20 protein-coding genes are annotated in these 22507 nt (G+C 68.1%); 12 read left to right on the forward strand and 8 right to left on the reverse strand.

Features of this window, described 5'->3' with window-relative positions:
- Positions 1 to 112: 112 nt before the first annotated feature.
- From htpG to M3330_RS16785, 5 genes are all read left to right on the forward strand, one after another.
- A complete protein-coding gene (gene htpG, locus M3330_RS16765; protein WP_255025575.1) occupies positions 113 to 2038 on the forward strand; it encodes a molecular chaperone HtpG in 1926 nt (641 codons plus the stop codon).
- A gap of 44 nt (positions 2039 to 2082) precedes the next feature.
- Positions 2083 to 2859 carry an HAD-IIA family hydrolase gene (locus M3330_RS16770; RefSeq protein WP_255025576.1) on the forward strand — a complete coding sequence of 259 codons (777 nt, stop codon included), beginning with the start codon at positions 2083 to 2085 and terminating at the stop codon, positions 2857 to 2859.
- Positions 2860 to 2973: 114 nt separating this feature from the next.
- Positions 2974 to 3498, forward strand: coding sequence for a DUF6764 family protein (locus M3330_RS16775; RefSeq protein WP_255025577.1), 525 nt, complete (start codon positions 2974 to 2976; stop codon positions 3496 to 3498).
- Positions 3499 to 3778: 280 nt separating this feature from the next.
- Positions 3779 to 5404, forward strand: a complete 1626-nt coding sequence (gene groL, locus M3330_RS16780; RefSeq protein WP_024101799.1) for a chaperonin GroEL — start codon at positions 3779 to 3781, stop codon at positions 5402 to 5404.
- A 319-nt stretch (positions 5405 to 5723) separates the two neighbouring features.
- Positions 5724 to 6743 (forward strand): alpha/beta hydrolase family protein, encoded by a 1020-nt coding sequence (locus M3330_RS16785; RefSeq protein WP_255025586.1) that lies wholly within the window; start codon positions 5724 to 5726, stop codon positions 6741 to 6743.
- Between the two features lie 602 nt (positions 6744 to 7345).
- Here M3330_RS16785 and M3330_RS16790 read toward each other — a convergent pair.
- On the reverse strand, positions 7346 to 7549 hold the full coding sequence (locus M3330_RS16790; RefSeq protein ID WP_064062654.1) for a PspC domain-containing protein: 204 nt from the start codon (positions 7547 to 7549) through the stop codon (positions 7346 to 7348).
- A 211-nt stretch (positions 7550 to 7760) separates the two neighbouring features.
- A complete protein-coding gene (locus M3330_RS16795; RefSeq protein WP_024101798.1) occupies positions 7761 to 8102 on the reverse strand; it encodes a hypothetical protein in 342 nt (113 codons plus the stop codon).
- A gap of 168 nt (positions 8103 to 8270) precedes the next feature.
- Here M3330_RS16795 and M3330_RS16800 point away from each other — a divergent pair, with 168 nt between their 5' ends.
- Positions 8271 to 9128 (forward strand): alpha/beta fold hydrolase, encoded by an 858-nt coding sequence (locus M3330_RS16800; RefSeq protein WP_071935572.1) that lies wholly within the window; start codon positions 8271 to 8273, stop codon positions 9126 to 9128.
- On the opposite strand, the gene M3330_RS16805 is transcribed toward M3330_RS16800, so the two are convergent.
- From M3330_RS16805 to M3330_RS16820, 4 genes are read right to left on the reverse strand one after another with little or no spacing between them, the layout of a single operon-like run.
- A complete protein-coding gene (locus tag M3330_RS16805) occupies positions 9114 to 10943 on the reverse strand; it encodes a sugar phosphate isomerase/epimerase and 4-hydroxyphenylpyruvate domain-containing protein (protein WP_219129372.1) in 1830 nt (609 codons plus the stop codon). The two genes, M3330_RS16800 and M3330_RS16805, sit on opposite strands and share 15 nt — an antisense overlap.
- A complete protein-coding gene (locus M3330_RS16810) occupies positions 10943 to 11809 on the reverse strand; it encodes a shikimate dehydrogenase (protein ID WP_019291127.1) in 867 nt (288 codons plus the stop codon). The genes M3330_RS16805 and M3330_RS16810 overlap by 1 nt, the downstream gene beginning before the upstream one ends.
- The gene (gene aroQ / locus M3330_RS16815; protein WP_024101795.1) at positions 11806 to 12276 is read right to left on the reverse strand and encodes a type II 3-dehydroquinate dehydratase; all 471 of its coding nucleotides are present in this window, start codon (positions 12274 to 12276) and stop codon (positions 11806 to 11808) included. The genes M3330_RS16810 and aroQ overlap by 4 nt, the downstream gene beginning before the upstream one ends.
- The gene (locus tag M3330_RS16820) at positions 12273 to 13631 is read right to left on the reverse strand and encodes an MFS transporter (protein ID WP_255025594.1); all 1359 of its coding nucleotides are present in this window, start codon (positions 13629 to 13631) and stop codon (positions 12273 to 12275) included. The genes aroQ and M3330_RS16820 overlap by 4 nt, the downstream gene beginning before the upstream one ends.
- A 103-nt stretch (positions 13632 to 13734) precedes the next feature.
- On the opposite strand from M3330_RS16820, the gene M3330_RS16825 reads away from it, so the two are divergent.
- Positions 13735 to 14739, forward strand: a complete 1005-nt coding sequence (locus M3330_RS16825) for a LacI family DNA-binding transcriptional regulator (RefSeq protein WP_019291129.1) — start codon at positions 13735 to 13737, stop codon at positions 14737 to 14739.
- 52 nt (positions 14740 to 14791) lie between these two features.
- On the opposite strand, the gene M3330_RS16830 is transcribed toward M3330_RS16825, so the two are convergent.
- On the reverse strand, positions 14792 to 16810 hold the full coding sequence (locus M3330_RS16830; protein ID WP_219129370.1) for a prolyl oligopeptidase family protein: 2019 nt from the start codon (positions 16808 to 16810) through the stop codon (positions 14792 to 14794).
- Between M3330_RS16830 and M3330_RS16835 the strand changes: the two genes are divergently transcribed.
- Together M3330_RS16835 and M3330_RS16840 are read left to right on the forward strand one after the other, a co-directional pair.
- Positions 16809 to 18143, forward strand: coding sequence for a wax ester/triacylglycerol synthase domain-containing protein (locus M3330_RS16835; protein WP_219129369.1), 1335 nt, complete (start codon positions 16809 to 16811; stop codon positions 18141 to 18143). The genes M3330_RS16830 and M3330_RS16835 overlap by 2 nt on opposite strands.
- A 30-nt stretch (positions 18144 to 18173) precedes the next feature.
- Positions 18174 to 19019, forward strand: coding sequence for an SDR family oxidoreductase (locus M3330_RS16840; protein WP_121208859.1), 846 nt, complete (start codon positions 18174 to 18176; stop codon positions 19017 to 19019).
- 37 nt (positions 19020 to 19056) lie between these two features.
- On the opposite strand, the gene M3330_RS16845 is transcribed toward M3330_RS16840, so the two are convergent.
- On the reverse strand, positions 19057 to 19347 hold the full coding sequence (locus M3330_RS16845; protein ID WP_019291132.1) for a hypothetical protein: 291 nt from the start codon (positions 19345 to 19347) through the stop codon (positions 19057 to 19059).
- A 181-nt stretch (positions 19348 to 19528) separates the two neighbouring features.
- On the opposite strand from M3330_RS16845, the gene M3330_RS16850 reads away from it, so the two are divergent.
- The 3 genes from M3330_RS16850 to M3330_RS16860 are packed head-to-tail and all read left to right on the forward strand — an operon-like array spanning position 19529 to position 22496.
- Positions 19529 to 20437, forward strand: coding sequence for an ABC transporter ATP-binding protein (locus tag M3330_RS16850; protein ID WP_254707508.1), 909 nt, complete (start codon positions 19529 to 19531; stop codon positions 20435 to 20437).
- Positions 20434 to 21234, forward strand: a complete 801-nt coding sequence (locus M3330_RS16855) for an ABC transporter permease (RefSeq protein ID WP_219129367.1) — start codon at positions 20434 to 20436, stop codon at positions 21232 to 21234. The genes M3330_RS16850 and M3330_RS16855 overlap by 4 nt, the downstream gene beginning before the upstream one ends.
- 26 nt (positions 21235 to 21260) lie before the next feature.
- Entirely contained in the window at positions 21261 to 22496 is a 1236-nt protein-coding gene (locus tag M3330_RS16860) for a sensor histidine kinase (protein WP_255025600.1), read from the forward strand.
- The last annotated feature ends 11 nt before the right edge of the window (positions 22497 to 22507 follow it).

Raw genomic sequence — 22507 nt, forward strand, 5'->3', positions numbered from 1 at the left:
TGTGATGGACGAAGCCTGCACCTCCATCATGGACCCGGAAGCGCGAACGGGCCGGACTCGCGGACGGCTTACTATTTCCGGGGAAGTTCTGCTTGTGGAAAGGGAACCCGGAATGAGTACGAACGTCGAACAGCGTGAATTCCAGGCCGAGACGCGGCAGTTGCTGGATCTGATGATCCACTCGATCTACTCGAACAAGGACACCTTCCTGCGCGAGTTGATCTCCAACGCGTCGGACGCCCTGGACAAGCTCCGGCTGGAGTCTTTCCGAAACAAGGATCTCGACGTCGACACCTCCGACCTGCACGTCGAGCTCGAGGTGGACAAGGATGCGCGCACCCTGACCGTGCGCGACAACGGCATCGGCATGAACCGCGACGAGGTCGTCGATCTCATCGGCACCCTCGCGAAGTCCGGCACGGGCGAACTCCGGCAGAAGCTGCGCGAGGCCAAGGACGCCGCCGCTTCCGAGGAGTTGATCGGCCAGTTCGGTATCGGCTTCTACTCGTCGTTCATGGTCGCCGACAAGGTCACGCTCGTCACCCGCAAGGCCGGGGAGAAGACCGGTACGCGCTGGGAGTCCAGCGGCGAATCCACCTACACGATCGCCGAGGTCGACGACGCGCCCCAGGGCACCTCGGTGGTCCTGCATCTCAAGCCCGAGGATGCCGAGGACCACCTGTTCGACTACACCTCGCAGTGGAAGCTCGAGGAGATCGTCAAGAAGTACTCGGATTTCATCGCGTGGCCGATCCGCATGGAGGTCTCGCGCACCACGAAGTCGGAGGACGGCACCGACGAGGTGACCTTCGAGACCAAGACCCTCAACTCGCAGAAGGCGTTGTGGGCGCGCTCGAAGGACGAGGTCTCCGAGGAGGAGTACACGGACTTCTACAAGCACATCGCCCATGCCTGGGACGAGCCGCTCGAGGTCATCCCGCTCAAGGCCGAGGGCACCTTCGAGTACCAGGCGCTGCTGTTCATCCCGGAGCACGCGCCCTTCGACCTGTTCGCCCGCGAACGGCGCACCGGCGTGCAGCTGTACGTCAAGCGCGTGTTCATCATGGACGACTGCGAGGATCTCGTCCCCGAGTACCTGCGTTTCGTCAAGGGTGTGGTCGACGCGCAGGACCTGTCGCTCAACGTCTCTCGTGAGATCCTGCAGCAGGACCGGCAGATCCGGGCCATCCGCCGCCGCCTGACGAAGAAGGTCCTCGCGACCGTCAAGGACATGGCCGCGAAGGAACCCGAGAAGTACACGAAGTTCTGGCGCGAGTTCGGCCGGGTCGTCAAGGAAGGTTTGATCTCCGACACCGACAACCGCGACACGCTGCTGGCGATCTCGTCGTTCGACTCGACGGCGAGCGAGGAGGAGCAGACCACGCTCGCCGGCTACGTCGAGCGCATGAAGGACGGCCAGGACGCGATCTACTACCTCACCGGCGAGTCGCGGCAGCTGCTCGAGAGCTCCCCGCACATGGAGGCGTTCCGCGACAAGGGCATCGAGGTGCTGCTCCTGACCGACCCCGTCGACGAGATGTGGGTGACCTCCGTTCCGGAATTCGAGGGCAAGCGCTTCCAGTCGATCGCCAAGGGCGACGTCGACCTCGGTACCGAGGACGAGAAGAAGGCCGCCGAAGCCGAACGCGAGGAGAAGGAGAAGGAGTTCGGCGACCTGCTGTCGTGGATGAAGGAGACCCTCGACGAGCAGGTCAAGGACGTGCGGCTCTCGTCGCGCCTGACGTCCTCCCCGGCGTGCATCGTCGGCGACACCTTCAGCATGTCGCCCGCCCTCGAGCGGATGTACAAGGCGTCCGGTCAGCCGGTGCCGCGGGTCAAGCGGATCCTGGAACTCAACCCCGATCACCCGCTCGTGTCGGGTCTGCGCACGGCCCGGGAACAGCGTCCGGACGACGCCTCGCTCGCCGACGTCGCCGAGCTGCTCCACGGCCTGGCGCTGATCGCCGAGGGTGGCGAGGTCGAGGACCCGGCACGCTTCACCCGCCTGCTCGCCGAGCGTCTCGCCGGTAGCGTGTAGGCCGAGCGTTTCTCCGCGAGTCACCGCGCGGATAGGCTCGACGCATGACGCATGTGGACGGGGTGTTGTTCGATATCGAGGGTGTGCTCGTCACCGAGTGGCAGCCCGTCCCGGGCGCGGCGGACGTCCTGGCACGTTTGCGTGCCGAGGGCGTCCGCCGCGCCTTCCTCACCAACACCACCTCGCGTACGTGTGCCGAGATCGCGCAGCGGCTCACGGATCTGGGGATGGAGGTGGAGCCGGACGAGATCGTCACGGCGGTGTCCCTCACCGTCGACCATGTCCGGCAGACCTATCCGGGTCTGCGCTGCTGGGTCCTCAACGAGGGCGACATCGCAGCGGATCTCGACGGTCTCGTCCTGGACGCGGACGATCCGGAGGTGGTGATCCTCGGTGGAGCGGGAGATGCCTTCACGCATCGGGCGATGAGTCGCGTCGCCGAACTGATGCTCGAGGACGTCCCGGTGGTCGCGATGCACCGGGCGCTCGCCTGGCAGGCGGCCGACGGGCTGCGGATCGACACCGGTGTCTACCTGGCGGGACTCGAGGAACTCACCGGACGGTCGGTGGTGGCGGTGGGCAAGCCGTCGCTGCGCGGCTTCCTCGTGGCGTCGGAGCGGATGGGTGTCGAACCGGATCGGATGGTGGTCGTCGGCGACGACATCGCGGGCGAGGTCGTCCCGGGGCAACGCCTCGGTATGACGGGAATCCTGGTGCGTACCGGAAAGTTTCGGCAATCCGTCCTGGACCTGGCGGTCGATCGTCCCGACCACGTCATCGACTCCGTCGCCGCTCTCCCGGGGCTCCTCGACAGTCTGTGACAGGCGGTCTCGCGTGAGACGCATGTGATCGGTACCCTACCGCCGGGGCGCTCGCCCCGTTCAGCGCAGACGCAGCCTTTCGCGTAGAGGCACTCCAGTGCAGAGGAGCCGTTCTTGTCCATTCGTTCCTTCCGTTCCGCTCTCACCGCGCGCCGTTCGTTCCGGGCCGGTGTACTCGTCGCCGTCGGTGTGGCCTCGGCCGCGCTGTTCGGTGGGGGTACCGCCGCAGCGGCGCCGGTGACCTGTGTGTCGCCTCCTTCTGCCAACGACATCCTGGTGTCCGATACCGCCAGCTGCGGCGCCACCGCCGAGGACGCCTTCGCTCGCGCGTATGCGGCCGACAGCGGCACCGCGGTGTCGGTCGCCGAGTCGGCCGGTGCCGCCGAAGCCCACGCGACGGGCTTCGGCACGGCGCTCAGTGCAGCCCGTGACGGCGGCCGGTCGTTCGCCTACGCGCTCGGCGGCGGACTGAGCCACTCGTGGGCTCAGGGTCCGGCGACGACCCTGTCGGTGGCCGGCTACGGGTCGGGCGCCACGGCCGACACCACCGGCGTCACGTGCGTCGGAGCCCAGTCGTTCGCGGTCAACACCGCGACGGGACAGTGGTGCGCCGTGGGGGTCGGTTCGACGCCGCGCTGAGCGAGCGCGGCACCGATGATCCGGACGACCGTGTAGTCGGTCTTTCGCGGATTTCGTGACGGGGGTGGCAGGTGCCGGTAGTCTTGCACTCGCCACCCCCGAGTGCTAAAAATGCACTTAGCACTCGCAACACGTGAGTGCCAGGTCGGTAGGGTGAGACCGGGTTTTCGACACCCCTGGTCGTCCGTCGCGGGCACTGCTTCCGGCCGAAGGCGTACATGGAGCGATCCGACGAGCGATCGCTCCGGTGTCACCCCCATACCCGGAGGATCACTTCGCAATGGCCAAGATCATCGCGTTCGACGAAGAGGCCCGTCGCGGCCTCGAGCGGGGCCTCAACAGCCTCGCCGACGCAGTCAAGGTGACGTTGGGCCCCAAGGGTCGCAACGTCGTTCTCGAGAAGAAGTGGGGCGCCCCCACGATCACCAACGATGGTGTGTCCATCGCCAAGGAGATCGAGCTCGAGGATCCGTACGAGAAGATCGGCGCCGAGCTGGTCAAGGAAGTTGCCAAGAAGACCGACGACGTCGCGGGTGACGGCACCACCACCGCTACCGTGCTCGCCCAGGCGCTCGTCCGCGAGGGTCTGCGCAACGTTGCTGCGGGCGCCAACCCCCTCGGCCTGAAGCGCGGCATCGAGAAGGCCGTCGAGGCCGTCACCGCCAAGCTGCTCGACACCGCCAAGGAGGTCGAGACCAAGGAGCAGATCGCCGCCACCGCAGGCATCTCCGCCGGCGACCCCGCGATCGGTGAGCTCATCGCCGAGGCCATCGACAAGGTGGGCAAGGAAGGCGTCATCACCGTCGAGGAGTCCAACACCTTCGGCCTCCAGCTCGAGCTGACCGAGGGCATGCGCTTCGACAAGGGCTACATCTCCCTCTACTTCGCCACCGACGCAGAGCGTCAGGAGGCCGTGCTCGAGGATCCCTACATCCTGCTCGTCAGCTCCAAGATCTCCACGGTCAAGGACCTGCTGCCGCTGCTCGAGAAGGTCATCCAGTCGGGCAAGCCGCTGCTGATCATCGCCGAGGACGTCGAGGGCGAGGCTCTGTCCACCCTGGTCCTCAACAAGATCCGCGGCACCTTCAAGTCGGTCGCCGTCAAGGCTCCGGGCTTCGGTGACCGTCGCAAGGCCCAGCTCGCCGACATCGCCATCCTCACCGGTGGCGAGGTCGTCAGCGAAGAGGTCGGCCTCTCCCTCGAGACCGCCGGCATCGAGCTGCTCGGCCAGGCCCGCAAGGTCGTCGTCACCAAGGACGAGACCACCATCGTCGAGGGCGCGGGCGATCCCGACGCCATCGCCGGTCGCGTCAACCAGATCCGCGCCGAGATCGAGGCGTCGGATTCGGACTACGACCGTGAGAAGCTGCAGGAGCGCCTCGCGAAGCTGGCCGGCGGCGTCGCCGTCATCAAGGCCGGTGCCGCGACCGAGGTCGAGCTCAAGGAGCGCAAGCACCGCATCGAGGACGCCGTCCGCAACGCGAAGGCTGCCGTCGAAGAGGGCATCGTCGCCGGTGGTGGCGTGGCCCTGCTGCAGGCCGCTCCGGTTCTCGACGACCTCAAGCTCGAGGGCGACGAGGCTACGGGTGCCAACATCGTCAAGGTCGCTCTCGAGGCGCCGCTGAAGCAGATCGCCTTCAACGCCGGCCTCGAGCCCGGCGTCGTCGCCGAGAAGGTCCGCAACCTCGAGGCCGGCCACGGCCTCAACGCTGCGACCGGCGACTACGAGGACCTGCTCGAAGCGGGCATCAACGACCCGGTCAAGGTCACCCGCTCGGCGCTGCAGAACGCTGCGTCGATCGCGGCTCTGTTCCTGACGACCGAGGCCGTCGTCGCCGACAAGCCGGAGAAGGCCGCCGCTCCCGTGGGCGACCCGACCGGCGGCATGGGCGGCATGGACTTCTGATCCGCCCCTGCGGGCGGAGAGGACTTCTGATCCGCCCCTGCGGGCGGAGAGGACTTCTGATCCGCCCCTGCGGGCGGAGAGGACTTCTGATCCGCCCCTGAGCCACACGAGGCCCGATCCCACTCCGGTGGGGTCGGGCCTCGTGCTGTTCCCCGACGATTCCGGCCTCCGGTACGGAACGATCACATATTCGTTACGAAAGGGGCTCTGCGGACGATGAATGTCACGAAAGTGTCACTTCATCCGGTTCCGGAGGTTCGTGCCGATCCGCAACCGGTCCGAGGTGCGCAGCCAGACGGATCGACGAGGGGAAGAGAATATGCGGTCGTCCTGGTTACGGCGGGTACTGCTCACGGTGGCGATGGGAACGTCGATGGTCCTCGCGGCTCCCGGAGGCGCTTTCGCGCAGTCGGTAGAAGCCGACGACCAGCGACCGGTGGGAGAGCTGACCTCTGTCGAGCACGAGAGCGACCGCACCGTCATCGCGAACGTCTACTCACCGTCGATGGACAAGGTGATCCCCCTCCGGATCCGGACGCCCGCCGACTCGAGCGAACCGCGTCCCACCCTCTACCTGATCAACGGCTCGGGAGGCGGGCAGGGGATCGCCACCTGGGAGAAGCAGACCGACGTCGAGGACTTCTTCTCGGACAAGAACATCAACGTCGTCACGCCGCTCCTCGGCGGCTACAGCTACTACACCGATTGGCGCAACGACGATCCCGCACTCGGCCGCAACATGTGGACGACCTTCCTGACGCACGAACTCCCGCCGGTCATCGACACGGAGTTCGGGACATCGGGACGCAACGCCATTGCGGGAGTGTCGATGTCGGGGACGTCGGTGCTCGGCCTCGCCACGACGGCCCCCGAGCTGTACGAGGCGGTCGGGGCGTACAGCGGATGCGCCGAGACGAGCACGCCGCTGGGGCAGTCCTACGTGCAGGCCGTCGTACGCGTCAAGGGTGGCGACCCCGAGAACATGTGGGGCCCGGTCGGTGATCCGGCCTGGATCGAGAACGATCCCTACCTCCAGGCCGAGAAGCTCCGCGGTATCGACCTGTACATCTCGTCGGGTTCGGGTCTGCCCGGGCAGTACGAGCGGCTCGGATCGCGGTCGGTGAACAACGACCCGATCGGGCTCGTCGGGCAGGTGGTCGTCGGCGGCAGCATCGAGGCAGCCGTCCACCACTGCACACAGCGGATGGCTCAGCGCCTCGGGGAACTGGACATTCCCGCCCACATCGACATCCGCCCGGCGGGCACGCACTCGTGGGACTACTGGGAGGACGATCTGCGCAACTCGTGGCCGGTACTGTCCGAGGCGGTCGGACTGTAGGGGTTTCTTCCGCGACTCGCCGAATGCCCGGTTCGACCTCTGTCGAGCCGGGCATTTCCGTTCGGTGGGCATATTTCCGGTGGACCGGGCAACTCGCCCATAACTGTTCGGGAACGGGATGAAACGGGTCGATCGGAAATATCGAATCCGAAGCGAATTGATCGGTACGAACGTTCCATTTTCTTATGCGAGTACTCTGAACTGCTGATTTACGGGACCCTTTGGGTGAATCGGCGAGTGTGAAAGTCATCACACCAGTTTTTTGCATTCTCGGGTCGCGAAAGTTCGGCGAATGTGACCAGAATCTATTCGAGCCCGGATGGAATCCGGTCGGATTTCCGGGTGGGCGTAAAGCGATCGGACGAAATCCGTTCGATATGCGATCGGACGAAGGAGATTCTCATGGAGATCATCGAACTCATCGGCTCCGCCCTCGAACTGCTCGGCGGCACCGAACTTCTGGGCACCCTGCTCGACAGCGGCAGCGCTCTGCTGGGCAGCGCCCAGTCGTAGTGGTTCGCGCCTGCCGCTGCCACCTGTGCAACATGCGACCCCCGATGGATGTCCATCGGGGGTCGCATGTTCTCGGGCCGGGATGTCGATCAGTGTTCGGGGACGATCATCCACAGTGCGAGGTAGAGCAGTACGGCGGTGCCACCCGTGACGAAGGCTGTGAGGAGTGCGCCCGCGCGCACGAGGTTGAGGTCGATGCCGAAGTACTCGGCCAGTCCTGCGCACACGCCACCGAGCATGCGCTGGGACGAGGAGCGGGTGAAGGGGCGGGGAGTCCGGTTCTCGAAGTTCATGCATTCATCCTGTCGCCGAGGCGATCCCGCCACATCCGGGAACGACCCGGATCTTCACCCTGATCTTCGACTCGGGGTCGACCGGACTCTCGCCGGGGGAGTGCTGGGATCATCCTGGACAACTCGTCGTCCGGCGTGCTCGGAAGCCGCGAGGACATTCGAGATGGTCTGTGGGAGAGTGTTTTCGGTCTGGACCGACCTTCGAGGTGGGTCAGCGGCACACGACCGTCAGGCCGACCCCGCGCCACACCTGACGTTCGACACGATCGAACTCGTTGTCGTCACTGTCGTATTCGTACTCGACCTCGGTCCGGTATCCCCGGTCGCGCTGAGCGGTCACGGTGCAGTCGCCGCCGGCGGAACCGGACCGGTTGACGATCGAGTACGGCACACCCTCCGCGGCGAGCACGGCGACCGCGGCCTGCTCGCTCAAGCCGACTACGCCGGGCGCGGGTTGTGCTGTGGCAGTTCCTGTTCCGAGCAGTACTGCGGCGGTGCCGAGCGACAGGACGGCGGCGGTCGCGAGGCGGGAGCGGGTGGCAAGAGTACGCATGGGTTCCTCCGAAAGGGTGCTGGACCGGACATTTCGATCGTCCGCCGCGACCCGGCCCGAGCACATCCGGGCACGACCCCCATCCCGACCCTGAATTCCGGACTCGGGGTGGCAGGGACACTGGGGAAACCGGCACCCGCCGCGTCCGGATCGGCCTAGTCTGGGCCGGTGGAGACCGTACCGATCCAGCTTCCCGGGGGCACCACGGCCCCGGTGCGCCTCTTCGCGGGACCCGACCACGAGCACGAGACACGTCGCGACGCCTCCCGCGCCGTCGTGGTGATCGTGCCGGGGCTCGGCATCCCTGCCGGTTACTACGAGCCGTTCGGGCAGGCGATCACCGAGCACGGATTCGACGCGGCGATCTGTGAACTGGCCGGCCAGGGCGACAGCCGTCCGAGGCCCGGACCCGACAGCACCTACGGCTACCACGAGATCGTCGCGACGCACTTCCCCGCTGTCTTCGAGGTGGTGCGGGAGCGCTTCCCCGACTCGACGCCGTACCTTCTCGGCCACTCCATGGGCGGCCAACTCGGGGTGCTCTACGCCGCGCGCATCCGCGGCCGGCTCGGCGGACTGATCCTCGTCGCGTCGGGCACGCCCTACTACCGGCATCACGGGGGCGTCCGCGGCCCGGGACTGTGGCTCGGATCGACGGCGATGTCGCTGACCGCCGCGGTCGCCGGATTCTGGCCCGGCGACCGGATCGACGTCGCCGGGTTCGGCCGGCAGTCGCGCGTGCTGATCTCCGACTGGGCGCGACTGGCCCGCACCGGCCGGTTCGAACCGGCCGGTGCGGACATCGACTACGAGGAACGGGTCGGGCGTCTCACGCTCCCCGTCCTGTCGATCACGATCGAAGACGACGACCTCACCCCGGTCGCGTCGGCGCAGCACCTGCTCGAGAAGCTGCCCTCCACCGAGATCACCCGATGGCACAATCCGCGGGCACTGGGCCACAACGGCTGGATCCGCGACAACGACGACACCGTCGCGACGATCGTGGCGTGGTTACGTGACCGCTGAGCCCGCGCGGGCGGCCGCGGCGAGCCGGACGTGGGCGTTGGGGGAGCCGTATCCGGTGTATCCGCCGCGCCGTTCGAGGAGTTCGACCTGGAAATTGCCCTGCACCGGGAGCGTGTAGGCGTGCAGGAATTCGCCGCCGTCGTCGTTGCGGTCGTAGAGCAGGCCGTTGTCCTGCAGGACGGCGAGCAGGTCGGGGTCGAGCACGAACCGCGCGTCGAGATCCGCGTAGTAGTTCGCGGGCGGCCGGAGGAACTCCACGCCGCGCGCACGTGCGTGGCGTACCGAGTCGACGACGTCGGCCGTGGCGAAGGCCAGCTGGGTCACACCGTGCAGCTGGGGCGCAGCACCGGTCTCGGAGACGTTCAGCGCGACCCGCAGGTCACCCTTCTCCGCGCGCAGTGCGCGGATGCGCAGGCGGCCCTGCGGCTGGATGTACTCCTCGGGGTCTTCCGGCCGCAGTCCGAACAGGGTGCGGAAGAACGACAGCTCCTGGTTCAGGTCGTCCGCCGCGACCGTCACGTCGACATGGTCGAGACCGAGCCATCCCTCGTCGGCCGGGGGAGTGGCTGCCGCGTCGTCGGACACGAAGTCGTTGTGCCAGTCGTCGGTCTGCCCCGGCTCGGCACTGACGAAGACGTGCAGACCGGAGGGCGAGGTGATGCCCGGCAGGCCTGCTTCACCCTCCCCTCGGGTGCGGTCGACCGCGGGCCACAGCAGGTTCGCGGCGCGTTCGGCCACCGCGGCGACGTCGGGGGCGACGAGACCCAGCGCGGTCGCGGCGGGACCCGGCGCGGGCTCCTCGTTCAGGACGACGTTCGCGCCGCCGTTGCGCCACCACACGACGGGCTTGCTGCGGTGCCGGCCGGCGACATGGAATCCGAGTCCGGTGAGCAGCGCCGGGTAGTCGGTGCGGTCGGGGTCGGCGAGTTCGACGAACGCCGCGTCGGTGTGCGCCGGAAGCGGCGGTGCGACCGTCACCTTCTCGCGTGCGGGCCCGGTGACCCGCGCACCGAGCCGGTCCTCGAGGAACAGCAGCGACCGCATCGCGTCGCGCGCGGTCACATGCGGATCCGCTTCGCGCACCACGTCGCTGAAGACCTCGAGCGAGAGCGGACCGTCGTAACCGGCGTCGAGCACGGCCGCGACCACCCCGGAGACGTCGAGCATGCCCTGCCCCGGGAAGCACCGGAAGTGGCGGCTCCATTCGAGGACGTTCATGTCGAGCACCGGGGCGTCGGCAACCTGCAGGAAGCCGATGCGTTCGCCGGGGATGCCGGCCAGGGCGCGTCCGTCGTCGCCGCGTGCGAGCATGTGGAAGGTGTCCACGGCCAGCGTCACGGCCGGGTGGTCGGCGCGTTCGACGAGATTCCACGCCTGCCCGACCCGGTTGACGTGACGTCCCCAGGCGAGGGCCTCGTAGGCGAAGGTGACCCCGTGCGAGGCGGCGAGATCGCCGACGGCGCGCAGCTGTTCGGCGGACAGTTCCGGATCGTCGATCGCGGTCGGCAGCGCGTTCGAGCACGCCAGGAAGGTCGTTGCGCCGAGCTCGTTCATCACCTCGAGCTTGCGGCGGACGCGGTGCAGGACGTCGGGGAATCGCCGCGGGTCGACGCCCTCGATGTCGCGGATCGGCTGGAACAGGTCGATCGACAGACCGAGATCGGCGCAGCGCCGCGCTACCTCGGCGGGTGACAGCGGCGACGCGATGAGGTCGTTGTCGAAGATTTCGATCCCGTCGAATCCTGCAGCGGCGATCGCGTCGAGTTTGTCGGCGAGAACACCGGAGAGCGAGACGGTGGCGATTCCGCGGCGCATCAGCTGGTCAGCTCCTCGAAGTGTCGGACCATTCGTTCGGCGTCGGGTTCGACGCCCGTGAAGTACTCGAAGGCACCCACGGCCTGGAAGACGGCCATGCCGCCACCGGGCACCACGCGGCATCCGCGGGAGCGGGCGAGGTGGATCAGTTCGGTCTCGAGCGGGAAGTACACGACGTCGGAGACCCACAGGTCCTCGCGGACGAGCTCGGCGGGGACGGGCAGGCCGGGGTGGCCGGTCATGCCTGTGGGGGTCGCGTTGACCAGACCCTGCGCCGAGGCCAGAGCGCCGGCGAGATCGGTGGTCGCGCGGACCCGGTCGTCGCCGAAGCGTTTGGCCAGGCGGGTCGCGCAGGCCTGCGCCTTCTCGACGTCGACGTCGACGATGGACACGTGCGCGGAGCCCTGTTCGAGCAGCGCGTACCCGACGGCCGAACCGGCACCGCCGGCCCCGACCAGCACGGCGCGGTCGGAGACGGCCTCGGGCAGCCGGCGGCGGAACGCGCGCCCCCAGCCGGACCAGTCGGTATTGCGGCCGAGTGCGCGACCGTCCCGGAACACCACCGTGTTGACCGCGCCGAGATCGTGGGCGTCGTCGGACAACTCGTCGAGCAGGGGGATGACGACCTGCTTGAAGGGGTGCGTGATGTTGAGCCCGTCGAAGCCGAAACGCTGTGCCCAGTCGAGCATCTCGGCCAGGTTCTCGGCGCCGTAGCCGAGGCGCTCGGCGTCGACGAGGCGGTAGGTCAGGTTCAGTCCCGAGGCGAAGCCCTCCCGTTCCTGCATGGCCGGGGTGAGCGAACCGCCGATCCCGGCGCCGAACAGGCCCAGCAGGAAGGACGTACGTGCGGGCGCTGCGGTGGTCATCGGGAGCTTTCCTTCTTCTCGGTATCGAGTGCGAGTGCGGCCAGGTGACGGACGGCGAACTCGTATCCGTCGGGGCCGCATCCGGCGATCACGGCCTTCGCGACGGGAGCGACGAACGAACGGTGCCGGAACTCCTCGCGGGCGTGGACGTTGGTCAAATGCACTTCCACGATCGGTGCCGCGACGGTCACGAGCGCGTCGTGCAGTGCGACCGAGGTGTGCGTGTAGGCCGCGGCGTTGACGACGAAACCGGCTGCCGATTCGCGGAGTTCGTGGACGGCGTCGATGAGTGCGCCCTCGTGGTTGCTCTGCCGGAAGTCGATGTCGAAGCCCAGGTCGTCGGCGGTGCGGCGGCACGACTTCTCGATGTCCGCCAGCGTCGCGGTGCCGTAGAGATGAGGTTCGCGCGTGCCGAGCAGGTTGAGATTGGGCCCGTTGAGAACGGCGATCGTCGGACGAGCACTCACGATGCCGCTCCGGCGGGGACCGGCGCGGTGTTCCGATCGTGGGGGAGCAGGCCGATCTCACGGGTGGGGATCTTGTGGGTTCCGGACGGTCCGGTGGCCACCGCGATCAGCGAGATGGCGACGGCGCCGACGCAGAACAGGGCCACGCGGTACCAGTTGTCGGCGTTGCCGTCCATGAGCGAGCCGGCAATGGCCGGGGTGAAACCGGCGAGCGCGAAGCCGAACTGGGTGCCGATCGCCATGCCCGACAGGCGGACGCTGGTGGGAAAGTACTCGGCGTAGGTGGCGGGCCACACCGCGTTCGGCATGCTGTAGACCACGCCGGCGAGCAGGATTCCGGTGATGAGCACGAGCGGCACGTCGCCCCGCGAGATCGACCACAGGAAGGCCGTCACCATCACGGCGCTGCCGATCAGGCCGGAGACGAAGACCGGCTTGCGACCGATGCGGTCGGACAGCAGGGCCCACATGGGGATGGTGCCCACGGCGATGATGTTGGCGACGATCGCCAGCCACAGCATCGTGGTGTCGCTGATGCCGATGCCGTACTCGTCGGCTGTGGCGAAGTTGAGGGCGAACACCTGGAAGGCCGTGTTGACCATGGCGATGAAGGCCGCGAAGAAGACGCGCAGGACGCCGGTCCAGTGCTGGCGGAAGAGCACGGCCAGCGGTGCCTTGGGGGCCTCGTCGTGCGCCTTCTTGGCGTGGAACTCGGGGGTCTCGTCGAGGCTGCGCCGGATGAGGAAACCGACCAGCACGATCACGGCGCTGATCCAGAAGGGCACGCGCCAGCCCCACGACTGCAACTGCTCCTCGGACAGCAGCGCGATCACGGGCAGGAACATCAGAGGTGCGAGCACCTGGCCGCCCTGCGTGCCGCTCAGTGTCCAGCTGGTGAAGAAACCGCGTCTGTCGTCGGGGGCGTGTTCGAACGACATCGAGTTCGCGCCGGCCTGCTCACCCGCGGCGGACAGCCCCTGGAGCAGCCGCAGCACGACCAGCAGGATCGGCGCGATCATGCCGACCTGTCCGTAGGTCGGCAGGCAGCCGATGAGGAAGGTCGAGACACCCATCAGTAGCAGCGTGCCGACGAGAATCAGCTTGCGGCCGAAGCGGTCACCGATGTGGCCCATCAGGACGGAGCCGAAGGGGCGTGCGACGTAGGCGACGCCGAAGGTCGCGAGCGACGCGACGGTCGCGACCGCCTGGTTGCCCTCGGGGAAGAAGATCTTCGGGAAGACGAGCGCAGCGGCGGTACCGTAGATCGCCAGGTCGTAGTACTCCAGTGCGCTGCCGCTCCACGCGGCGAGGGCCGCCTTGCGGGGCGTGCGCTGCACCGTGGTGTTTTCAGTCATCGGATGCCTCGGGGGGTGGGTCTTCAGTATCGGATACACGGACGTTATGGGTGTGGCGCAGCCCACGACAATCGTTTGCCATTTTTTTTGCCATACTGTCCGTATGTCGGCCTCTCCGCGTTCACGGAAACGCGCCACCATCACCGATGTGGCCCGCGAGGCAGGGGTCGCGGCGTCGACGGTCTCGCGCACGTTCACCAAGCCCGGTCGCGTCAACGCCGCCACTCGCGACCACATCCTCGAGGTCGCCGACCGGCTCGGCTACGCACCCAACCCCGCGGCCCGCGCCCTCGAATCGGGACGCACCAACACCCTGGCGCTGCTGGTCCCCGACATCACGAACCCCTTCTTCTCGGGCGTGATCAAGGGGGCCGAACGCGCCGCCGTCGCCTCCGGCCGGACCCTCGTCCTCGCCGACACCCAGGAGAGCGCGACCACCGAAGCGCACATCATCCGGCGGCTGGGGCCGGCCGTCGACGGTTTCGTCCTGGCGGCCGCCCGTATGCCGGACGACGAGCTGCGGCGCGTCGCCGAATTCGACGCCGTGACCCTGGTGAACCGGGCGATCCGCGGAATCTCCTGCGTTGTCGCCGATTACGAGACGGGCACGCGGCAGATCGTCGACCACCTCGCGTCGCTCGGGCACCGCTCGTTGCTGTTCCTCGGCGGTCCGCCCGAGTCGTGGTCGGGAGCGCGGCGCTGGGCCGGTCTGCAGGCCGCGGCGCAGGCTCACGGCATCGCGGTGCGTCGCTTCGGCCCCTACTCGCCGACGCTCGGTGGCGGTGCCGCCGCGGCCGACGCCGCCGTGGCGGCCGGTGCCACCGCGGTGGTGTGCCACAACGACATGCTCGCCATCGGGGTGCTGCGCCGGATGCGGGAACGCGGGGTGTCCGTCCCGGAGCACGTGAGCGTGGTCGGATTCGACAACATCTTCGGCTCCGACCTGTGCCGGCCGTCGCTCACCACGCTCGCCGAACGCACCGAGGACGCCGGGGCGCGCGCCATCGAGATGCTCGCCCGGCAGGCCTACGAGCGGGTCGCGGTGGCCGACGAACTCGTGCTCCCGACGCAGCTCGTCGTCCGCGAGTCCACCGGACCGGCGAGATGAGGGAGGTTGTGTGCGTCTTTCTCGACGAGAACGCACACAGCCTCCCCGAAGTTCACCGGTTCGCGAGCTTGTCCGCCAGGAAGGTGAACGTCAGCGCCGACTTGAACGCCGCCTGGGCGTTGTCGGCAGCGCCGCCGTGGCCGCCCTCGATGTTCTCGTAGTACCGGACCTCGTGACCCTGCTCTTCGAGCCGCGCCACCATCTTCCGCGCATGGCCGGGATGCACCCGGTCGTCGCGCGTCGACGTGGTGACGAGGATCGGCGGGTAGTCGGCATCCGGGTCGGTGTTCTGGTACGGCGAGTACTTCGACAGGAACTCCCACTCCGCGGGGTTGTCGGGGTCGCCGTACTCGGCCATCCACGACGCACCGGCGAGCAGCAGGTGGTAGCGCTTCATGTCGAGCAGCGGCACCTGGCACACGATCGCCCCGAACAGTTCGGGATAGCGGGTGAGCATCACGCCCATGAGCAGACCGCCGTTGCTGCCGCCCTGGGTGCCGAGCTGCTCGGCCGTCGTGATCCCGCGCGCGACGAGATCCTTCGCGACCGCGGCGAAGTCCTCGAAGACCTTGTGCCGGTTTTCCTTCAGGGCCTGCGTGTGCCAGCTGGGTCCGTACTCGCCGCCACCGCGGATGTTCGCGATGACGTAGGTGTAGCCCTTCTCGAGCCACGCCCGCCCGACGCCGCCGCTGTAGGCCGGCACCATCGAGTTCTCGAACCCGCCGTACCCGTACAGCAGTGTGGGCGACGGGGTTCCGGTGTTGCTGCCGACCACGAAGTAGGGCACCTGCGTGCCGTCGTCGGACGTCGCGAAGAACTGCTCGACGGTGATGCCCTCGGCGTCGAAGAACGACGGGGCCTGCTTGATCGCCTCCACCGGGCCGCCGACCGTCCCCGACAGCAGGGTCGCAGGGATCGTGAAACCGCTGGAGTTGAGGAAGAAGTCGTCGCTGTTGAGCGGATCGACGTCGATGATCGAAGTCGACGTGGCATCGGGGACGTCGGGCAGTTCCTCGTCCGACCAACCGTCCTCACCCGGTGTGAGCACCCGCACGCGGGTCTGCACGTCGCGCAGTGTGACGACGAGCAGGTGATTCTGCGTCCACGCGTACTGCTCGAGCGAGGTGTGTTCGTCCGGGGCGAACAGCACCGTCACCTCACGCGAGCCGGCGAGGAAGGCCGGATAGTTCGCGGCGAGCAGCGTGCCGGCGGGATGGCCGAGCCATTCGGAGCGGGTGCGCACGAGCAGGTGGTCGCGGTACACGCTCACCCGCGCGTCGTCGGGAACATCCAGTTCGACGAGCTCGCCGTCCGCGGTGAGTTCGAAACGCTGCGCCCGGTAGAAGTCGATCGCGCGGTCGACGAAGCTGCGCTCGTATCCGGGCGTGTTGTCGTACCAGGCGGAGACAGCAACATCGGTGCGCTCACCTTCGAAGACCGTCTCGGCCTCATCGATCGGAGTGCCGCGCCGCCAACGCTTCGCGAGTCGCGGATAACCCGAGTCGGTGAGCGACCCGTCGCCGAAATCGCTTCCCACATAGACGGTGTCGGAGTCGATCCACCCGATGTCCGTCTTCGCCTCGGGCAGTTCGAAACTGTCCGGGCCCGAGACGAATCGTCGCTCGACGAGATCGAACTCGCGGATCACACTCGCGTCGGCACCACCGCGCGACAAGCTGATGAGCGCGCGGGTCTGATCGGGCCGCAGCACCTGGGCACCCGACCACACCCAGTTCTCGCCCTCTTCCTCGGCGACGGCGTCGAGGTCGACGAGGACGTCCCATTCGGGTTCGTCGCGCAGGTACTGCTCTATCGTCGTGCGACGCCACAGGCCGCGTACGTGCTCGGCGTCCCGCCAGTAGTTGTAGAGGTACTCGCCCCGCCGACGTGCATAGGGGATGCGGGCGTCGGTGTCGAGAATCTCGCGGATGCGGGATTCGAGGTCGGTGAAGCTCTCGGTGCGGGTGTACTCCTCGACCGTTCGGTCGTTCCGGGCACGCACCCAGTCGAGTTGTTCCTCGCCGGTGACGTCCTCGAGCCATAGGTACGGATCGGTCGTGTCGTCGCTCATGGTCCATTCATACCCGCCCCGCACGTGCCTCCGGCGGCAGGCAGACTGTGACCTCGTGCAGATGCATCCGTCGGACGCGCGCCGGGAATGGCTCGGCGACCGCATCCCGGGCGACCTGTTCGCCCTCTACTGTTTCGACGCCCCCGCGACTCCGGTCGCCGACGTGCTCGACGAACTGCGGTCGCGGGCGGCGGTGATGGGGGAGCTGCAGGTACGGATGGTCGAGGTACCCGCGGGTCTCGACTATCCCTACTGGGCAGCGCACACCCCAGCAGAAGACCGGTTCGTCGTCCACGAATCCGGCAGCTACGAACAGATGCTCGTCGCGCTGTCCGGGCTCGTCGCGACCCGCGTCGACGTCACCGTCTCGCCGTGGCGACTGCACGTCTTCCCACATGTCACGGGTGCTCCGCGCGGGAACGGTCCCGCCCTCGTGGTCGTCCTGCAGATGTCGCACGCCTTCGCAGACGGGGTGCGCTCCTCCGCGCTCGCCCGCGATCTGCTGGCGGGCACCGCGACACCCACGACACCGCCGCGCGCCCTCTCGCCCGCCGGGATGCTTACGCGTGCCGTCCTGCGGCTGCCGTTCTCGATTCCACGGGTGATCGCCGACGGGCGGCGGTCGGTGGATGCGGCGCGACAGCTCGCCGACCCCTCGGTGCCGCCACCCACCCCGGGGAGGCCGCTGGTCGCTGTGAACACCGCACCCGGGCCGCGGCGGACGGTCCGCACACTCGTGTTCGACTCCGCCGCCCTGCGCAGCGTCGGCACGGTCACCATCGGCGCGCTCACGGCCATCGGCGCCGCCCTGTCGCAGTTCCTCGGCGTCGACGAACTGTCCGCCGAGGTGCCGGTCGCGGTGGCGCCGGGCACGGCCCGCAACAGCTACCGCAACGTCGGCGTCGACCTGCACTGCGCGCTCCGCGACCCGCACGAACGTGCCGCGGCGATCGCCGCCGACCTGGCGTTGCAACGGATCCGTGCGCGGCACCCCGCCATGGCGATCCGGGTCCGCACCGACGACCACGTCCCCGCACCGTTGCTGCGGTTCGGTACCGACCGACTCGACCTGTCCGTCGTCCCACCCACCGTCACGGGCAACACCGTCGTGTCGAGCGTCTACCGAGGTCCGGCCGACCTGGAACTCGGTGGCGGGCGGGTGCGGTTCACCTCGGGCTTCCCGGGCCTGTCGCCCGTGCAGGCGCTCACCCACGGCGTGCACGGGATCGGCGACACCGTGACCCTGTCGGTGACGACCTCCCCGGATGTCCTCGACGCGGCAGGTCTCGCTCGGTACGTCTCCCTGCTGCACGAGGCGGTCGCCTCGCTGTAACGTGCCCCGAATCCAACGATGGAGGGGCACATGGCGGCTTATGCGGTGACGGGTGCCGCCTCGGGAATGGGCCGGGCGAGCGCGGAGCGGCTGCGGGCCGCCGGGCACACGGTGATCGGCATCGACCTGAAGGACACCGAGGTCACGGCGGACCTATCCACTCCGGAGGGTCGTTCCCACGCCGTCCGGGCCACGCTCGAGCTGGCGGGCGGCCGTCTCGACGGTGCCGTGCTCGCCGCGGGCCTGGGCCCCACCCCCGGCAAGGAGAAGATCATCGCGCAGGTCAACGTGCGCGGCGTGATCGACCTGCTCGTCGGATGGCGAGCAGCTCTGGCCGCCTCCGCGAACAGCAAGGTCGTGGTGTTCGGATCCAATTCGACGACCACGACTCCCGGCGTGCCGAACTCGGCGGTGAAGGCCTTCCTCGCCGGCGACATGGACAAGGGCGTCGCGCGCACCACCCGCATCTCGCAGGCGGGCCCGCCGTTCACCTATGCGGCGTCGAAGATCGCCGTGACCCGATGGGCGCGACGCGCCGCGGTCACCCCCGAGTGGGCGGGTGCCGGCATCCGCCTCAACATCCTCGCGCCCGGAGCGATCTCCACCCCGCTGCTCGACGCGCAACTCGAGAGCCCCCTCGGGAAGGTGGTGGAGAGCTTCCCCGTTCCGCTCGGGGGCTTCGGGAAGCCCGACGAGATCGCGCAGTGGGTCGAATTCATGCTGTCCCCGGCGGCGGACTTCATGACGGGCAGCGTCGTGGTGGTCGACGGCGGCACCGAGGCGTACTTCCGTCCCGACGACTGGCCGGTGCGGGTCCCGTTCCGGTCGATCCCGCGCTACCTGCTCGGCATGCGCAGGTTCGGGCGCCGCAAGTGAGGGTCCGCGCAGCGCGGACCCCCACCGCGCTCCCGTATCAGGCGAAGTAGTCGCCGAAACCGTAGATCGCGTCGAACGCGCTGGTGGGCAATACATCCACCGCGTTCACGCGGTAGGACGAGTACGAGTCCTGCATCAGGTCGCGCACGAACCGCAGCGCGTGGATCGCGTCGACGGCGTCGACGGTGATGATGAGCTGGGCGCGACCGTTGTCGCTGCGGCCCACCGCCCCGTGGTGCGGGACGATCGGTTCGATGAGGTCGACGGTCTCGTCGTCGGTCAGGAGATCGAGGTCGGCGTCGATTTCGATCATTGCGTTGTATTCCATGTGGGTTCTCCCGTGTCGAACACCCGAGCGGCCTCGCGCCGCGCGGGTTGATCTCGACGGGGAACACGCACGGCGACATCATGCCCGAGCCGGATGACCCTCGCCATCATCCGATCGGGGGACATCCGATCGAGACGGACGGACGATGTGCGGGACCTGTGCTCCGCGCGACGCTCGATGCATGCCGATCGTCGAAGTGAACAATCTGCACAAGTCGTACGGAGGTCGCGCCGTCGTGGACGGCGTGAGCTTCGAGATCCACGAAGGTGAGATCTTCGGGATCCTCGGTCCGAACGGGGCCGGGAAGACGACCTCCGTCGAACACATCTCGGGTCTGCGAAAACCCGATGAGGGCACCGTCCGCGTCGCCGGCCTCGACCCGGTCCGCGACCACCGGGCCGTCACCGAACTGCTCGGCACGCAGTTGCAGCAGAGTGAGCTGCAGCCGAAATTGACCGTGCGCGAGGCCCTCCGGTTGTACGCGGCCTTCTACGCCCGACCCGCGGACGGCGATGTGCTCGCCGAACGCCTCGGGCTCGGCCGCATGCTCGACACCCGGTTCACGAAACTGTCCGGGGGCCAGAAACAGCGGTTGTTCATCGCACTGGCACTCATCGGTTCACCGCGCGTCGTCGTCCTCGACGAACTCACCACCGGACTCGACCCGCGTGGGCGCCGTGACACCTGGGAACTGATCGAGGAGGTGCGTGATTCCGGCGTCACCGTCCTGCTCGTCACACATTTCATGGAAGAGGCACAACGCCTCTGCGACCGTGTCGCGGTCTTCGATTCCGGGCGCATCCGTGCGCTGGGGACGCCGGCCCAGCTGATCGGGCAGTCGTCCGCAGCGATCGTGGTCTCGTTCCACCCGTCCGGTCCGCTCGACCCCGCGCTCCTCGAAGCCCAGCCCGGCGTCGTCTCCGTGCACACCGCCCGGGAACGGGTGGCCGTCGAAGGCAGTGAGGAGTCGATCCACGCGGTACTCGGCCTGTTGGCACGCCTCGGCGTCACGGCCGAACGCCTCCGCATCGCCGAAGCGACCCTCGACGACGCCTACCTCGATCTCACCGACACCAGGAGCACGTCATGACCGACCCGACCGTCCGCACCAGGCTCGTCGAGACGTCGACGACGAGCACCCCGACGATGTCCGCATCGACCGCCGTTCTGCGTACCGAGGCACGACTGTTCACGCGGGAACCCGGGGCGCTCTTCTGGATCCTCGTCTTCCCCACGTTGTTGCTCGTGATCCTCGGCATGATTCCCGGTTTCCGGGAACCGGATCCGGACCTCGGTGGTCTGCGGGTGATCGATCTGTACGTCCCCGTGGCGATCCTCCTCGCGATGATCGTGGCCGGTGTCCAGACGATGCCCGCGGTGTTGTCGTCGTACCGAGAACGGGGCATCCTCCGCAGGCTCGCCGTGACCCCGGCGAGTCCGTCGCACCTGCTGACCGCACAGATCGTGGTGCACGCGATCGCGGTCCTGGCGTCGGTGGTCCTCGCACTGATCGTCGGTCGGGCGGCCTTCGGAGTCGCCTTCCCCGCCCAGCCGTGGGGATACGCACTCGCGGTACTCGTCACTCTCGCTGCGGCACTGAGCGCGGGAGCGACACTGGCTGCGGTGGCACCGTCCGTGCGGATCGCCCAGACGCTGGGCACGATCGTGTTCTTCCCGTTGATGTTCAGTGCAGGCGTATGGCTTCCGGTGCAGGCGATGCCCGAGCTGCTGCGACGGATCGTGGAGCTGACACCCTTCGGTGCCGCAGCGCAACTGCTCGACGAGACCGCCGCGGGCGGCCTGCCGAACCTCGGTGGCATCGCGGTCGTGGTGGGTTGGACCGTCGTCCTGACCGGCGTGGCGATCCGGTGGTTCCGTTGGCAGTGACCGCGTCGACCGTCATCCTGGAAGCCATGACGGCACCGACGACCACCGACGATCCGTGGCTTCGGACCTACAGATGGGCGCCGGTGGGGATGCTCGCCACCGGCACCGTCCTGTCCGTCGGCACCGCGACGTTGTTGATGAGTCCCGCCGAGCGGTACACGGCAGCGGTGCTCACCGCGGTGGCGGTGGGTCTGGAACTGTGGCGGGGCCGTCGCCGTCGGTCGATGCCGGAGGGCGACGCGGTCTACTACCTCCTCCGGTCCGCCCTGGCGTTCGTCCTGAGCTGGCTCAACCCGTTCTTTGCGATCTACGCGGCCTCCGGTTACTTCGATGCCCACGCGATGCTGCCGGACCGTTGGATCCGGTTCGGGCTGCTCGTCACCGCCGTGACGGTGGCGGGTTCGCAGGCGGGCGGTCTGCCGCCGGAGGACACGACCATGTGGATCGCGTTCGGGCTCCTCGTCGTGCTCAACGCGTCGATCTCCATGCTGATGATGAGGCTCGCCGAACGCGACGAGCAACGCAGTCTCGAACGGCTGGCTGCGATCGCCGAACTCGAACGCACCAACGTGCAACTCGAGAACGCGCTGTCCGAGAACGAGGCTCTGCACGCGCAGCTGCTGGTCCACGCCCGGGAAGCGGGGATCGACGACGAGCGTCGCCGACTCGCCGCGGAGATCCACGACACCCTCGCCCAAGGCCTGGCCGGGATCGTCACGCAGCTGCAGGCCGCGCAGGACACCACCGACCCGGAGGCGGCGCGGCGCCACGTCGAGAGGGCGACGGACCTCGCCCGACGCAGCCTCGGCGACGCCCGTCGTTCGGTGCGCAATCTCGCTCCCGAGGTACTCGAACACCGCACGCTCGACGACGCGCTGGCCCACGAGGTGGAGAGATGGTCGGCCGAACACGGGATCCGGGTCGATCTCACGGTCACGGGCACCACCGAACCGTTGCACGACGACATCGGCGTGACGTTGTTCCGCATCACCCAGGAGGCCCTCGCGAACGTCGCCAAGCATTCCTCCGCACACCGTGCCGGTGTCACGGTGTCCTATATGGACGACGAAGTGAGTGTGGACATCCGGGACGACGGATGCGGTTTCGATCCGTGCGCGACACCGGGCGACGGATTCGGGTTGCGGGGCATGCAGTCCCGTGCCGACCGGATCGCCGGCGTCGTGGACGTCGAGTCCGAACCGGGTGTGGGGACCGCGGTCTCGGTGCGGGTGCCGCTGATCAGGGCCGGGAGGACGTCGTGACCGACGCGGAC

Source organism: Rhodococcus sp. GA1, from assembly GCF_024321955.1.
In the GTDB taxonomy this organism is placed as follows: domain Bacteria; phylum Actinomycetota; class Actinomycetes; order Mycobacteriales; family Mycobacteriaceae; genus Rhodococcus; species Rhodococcus pyridinivorans.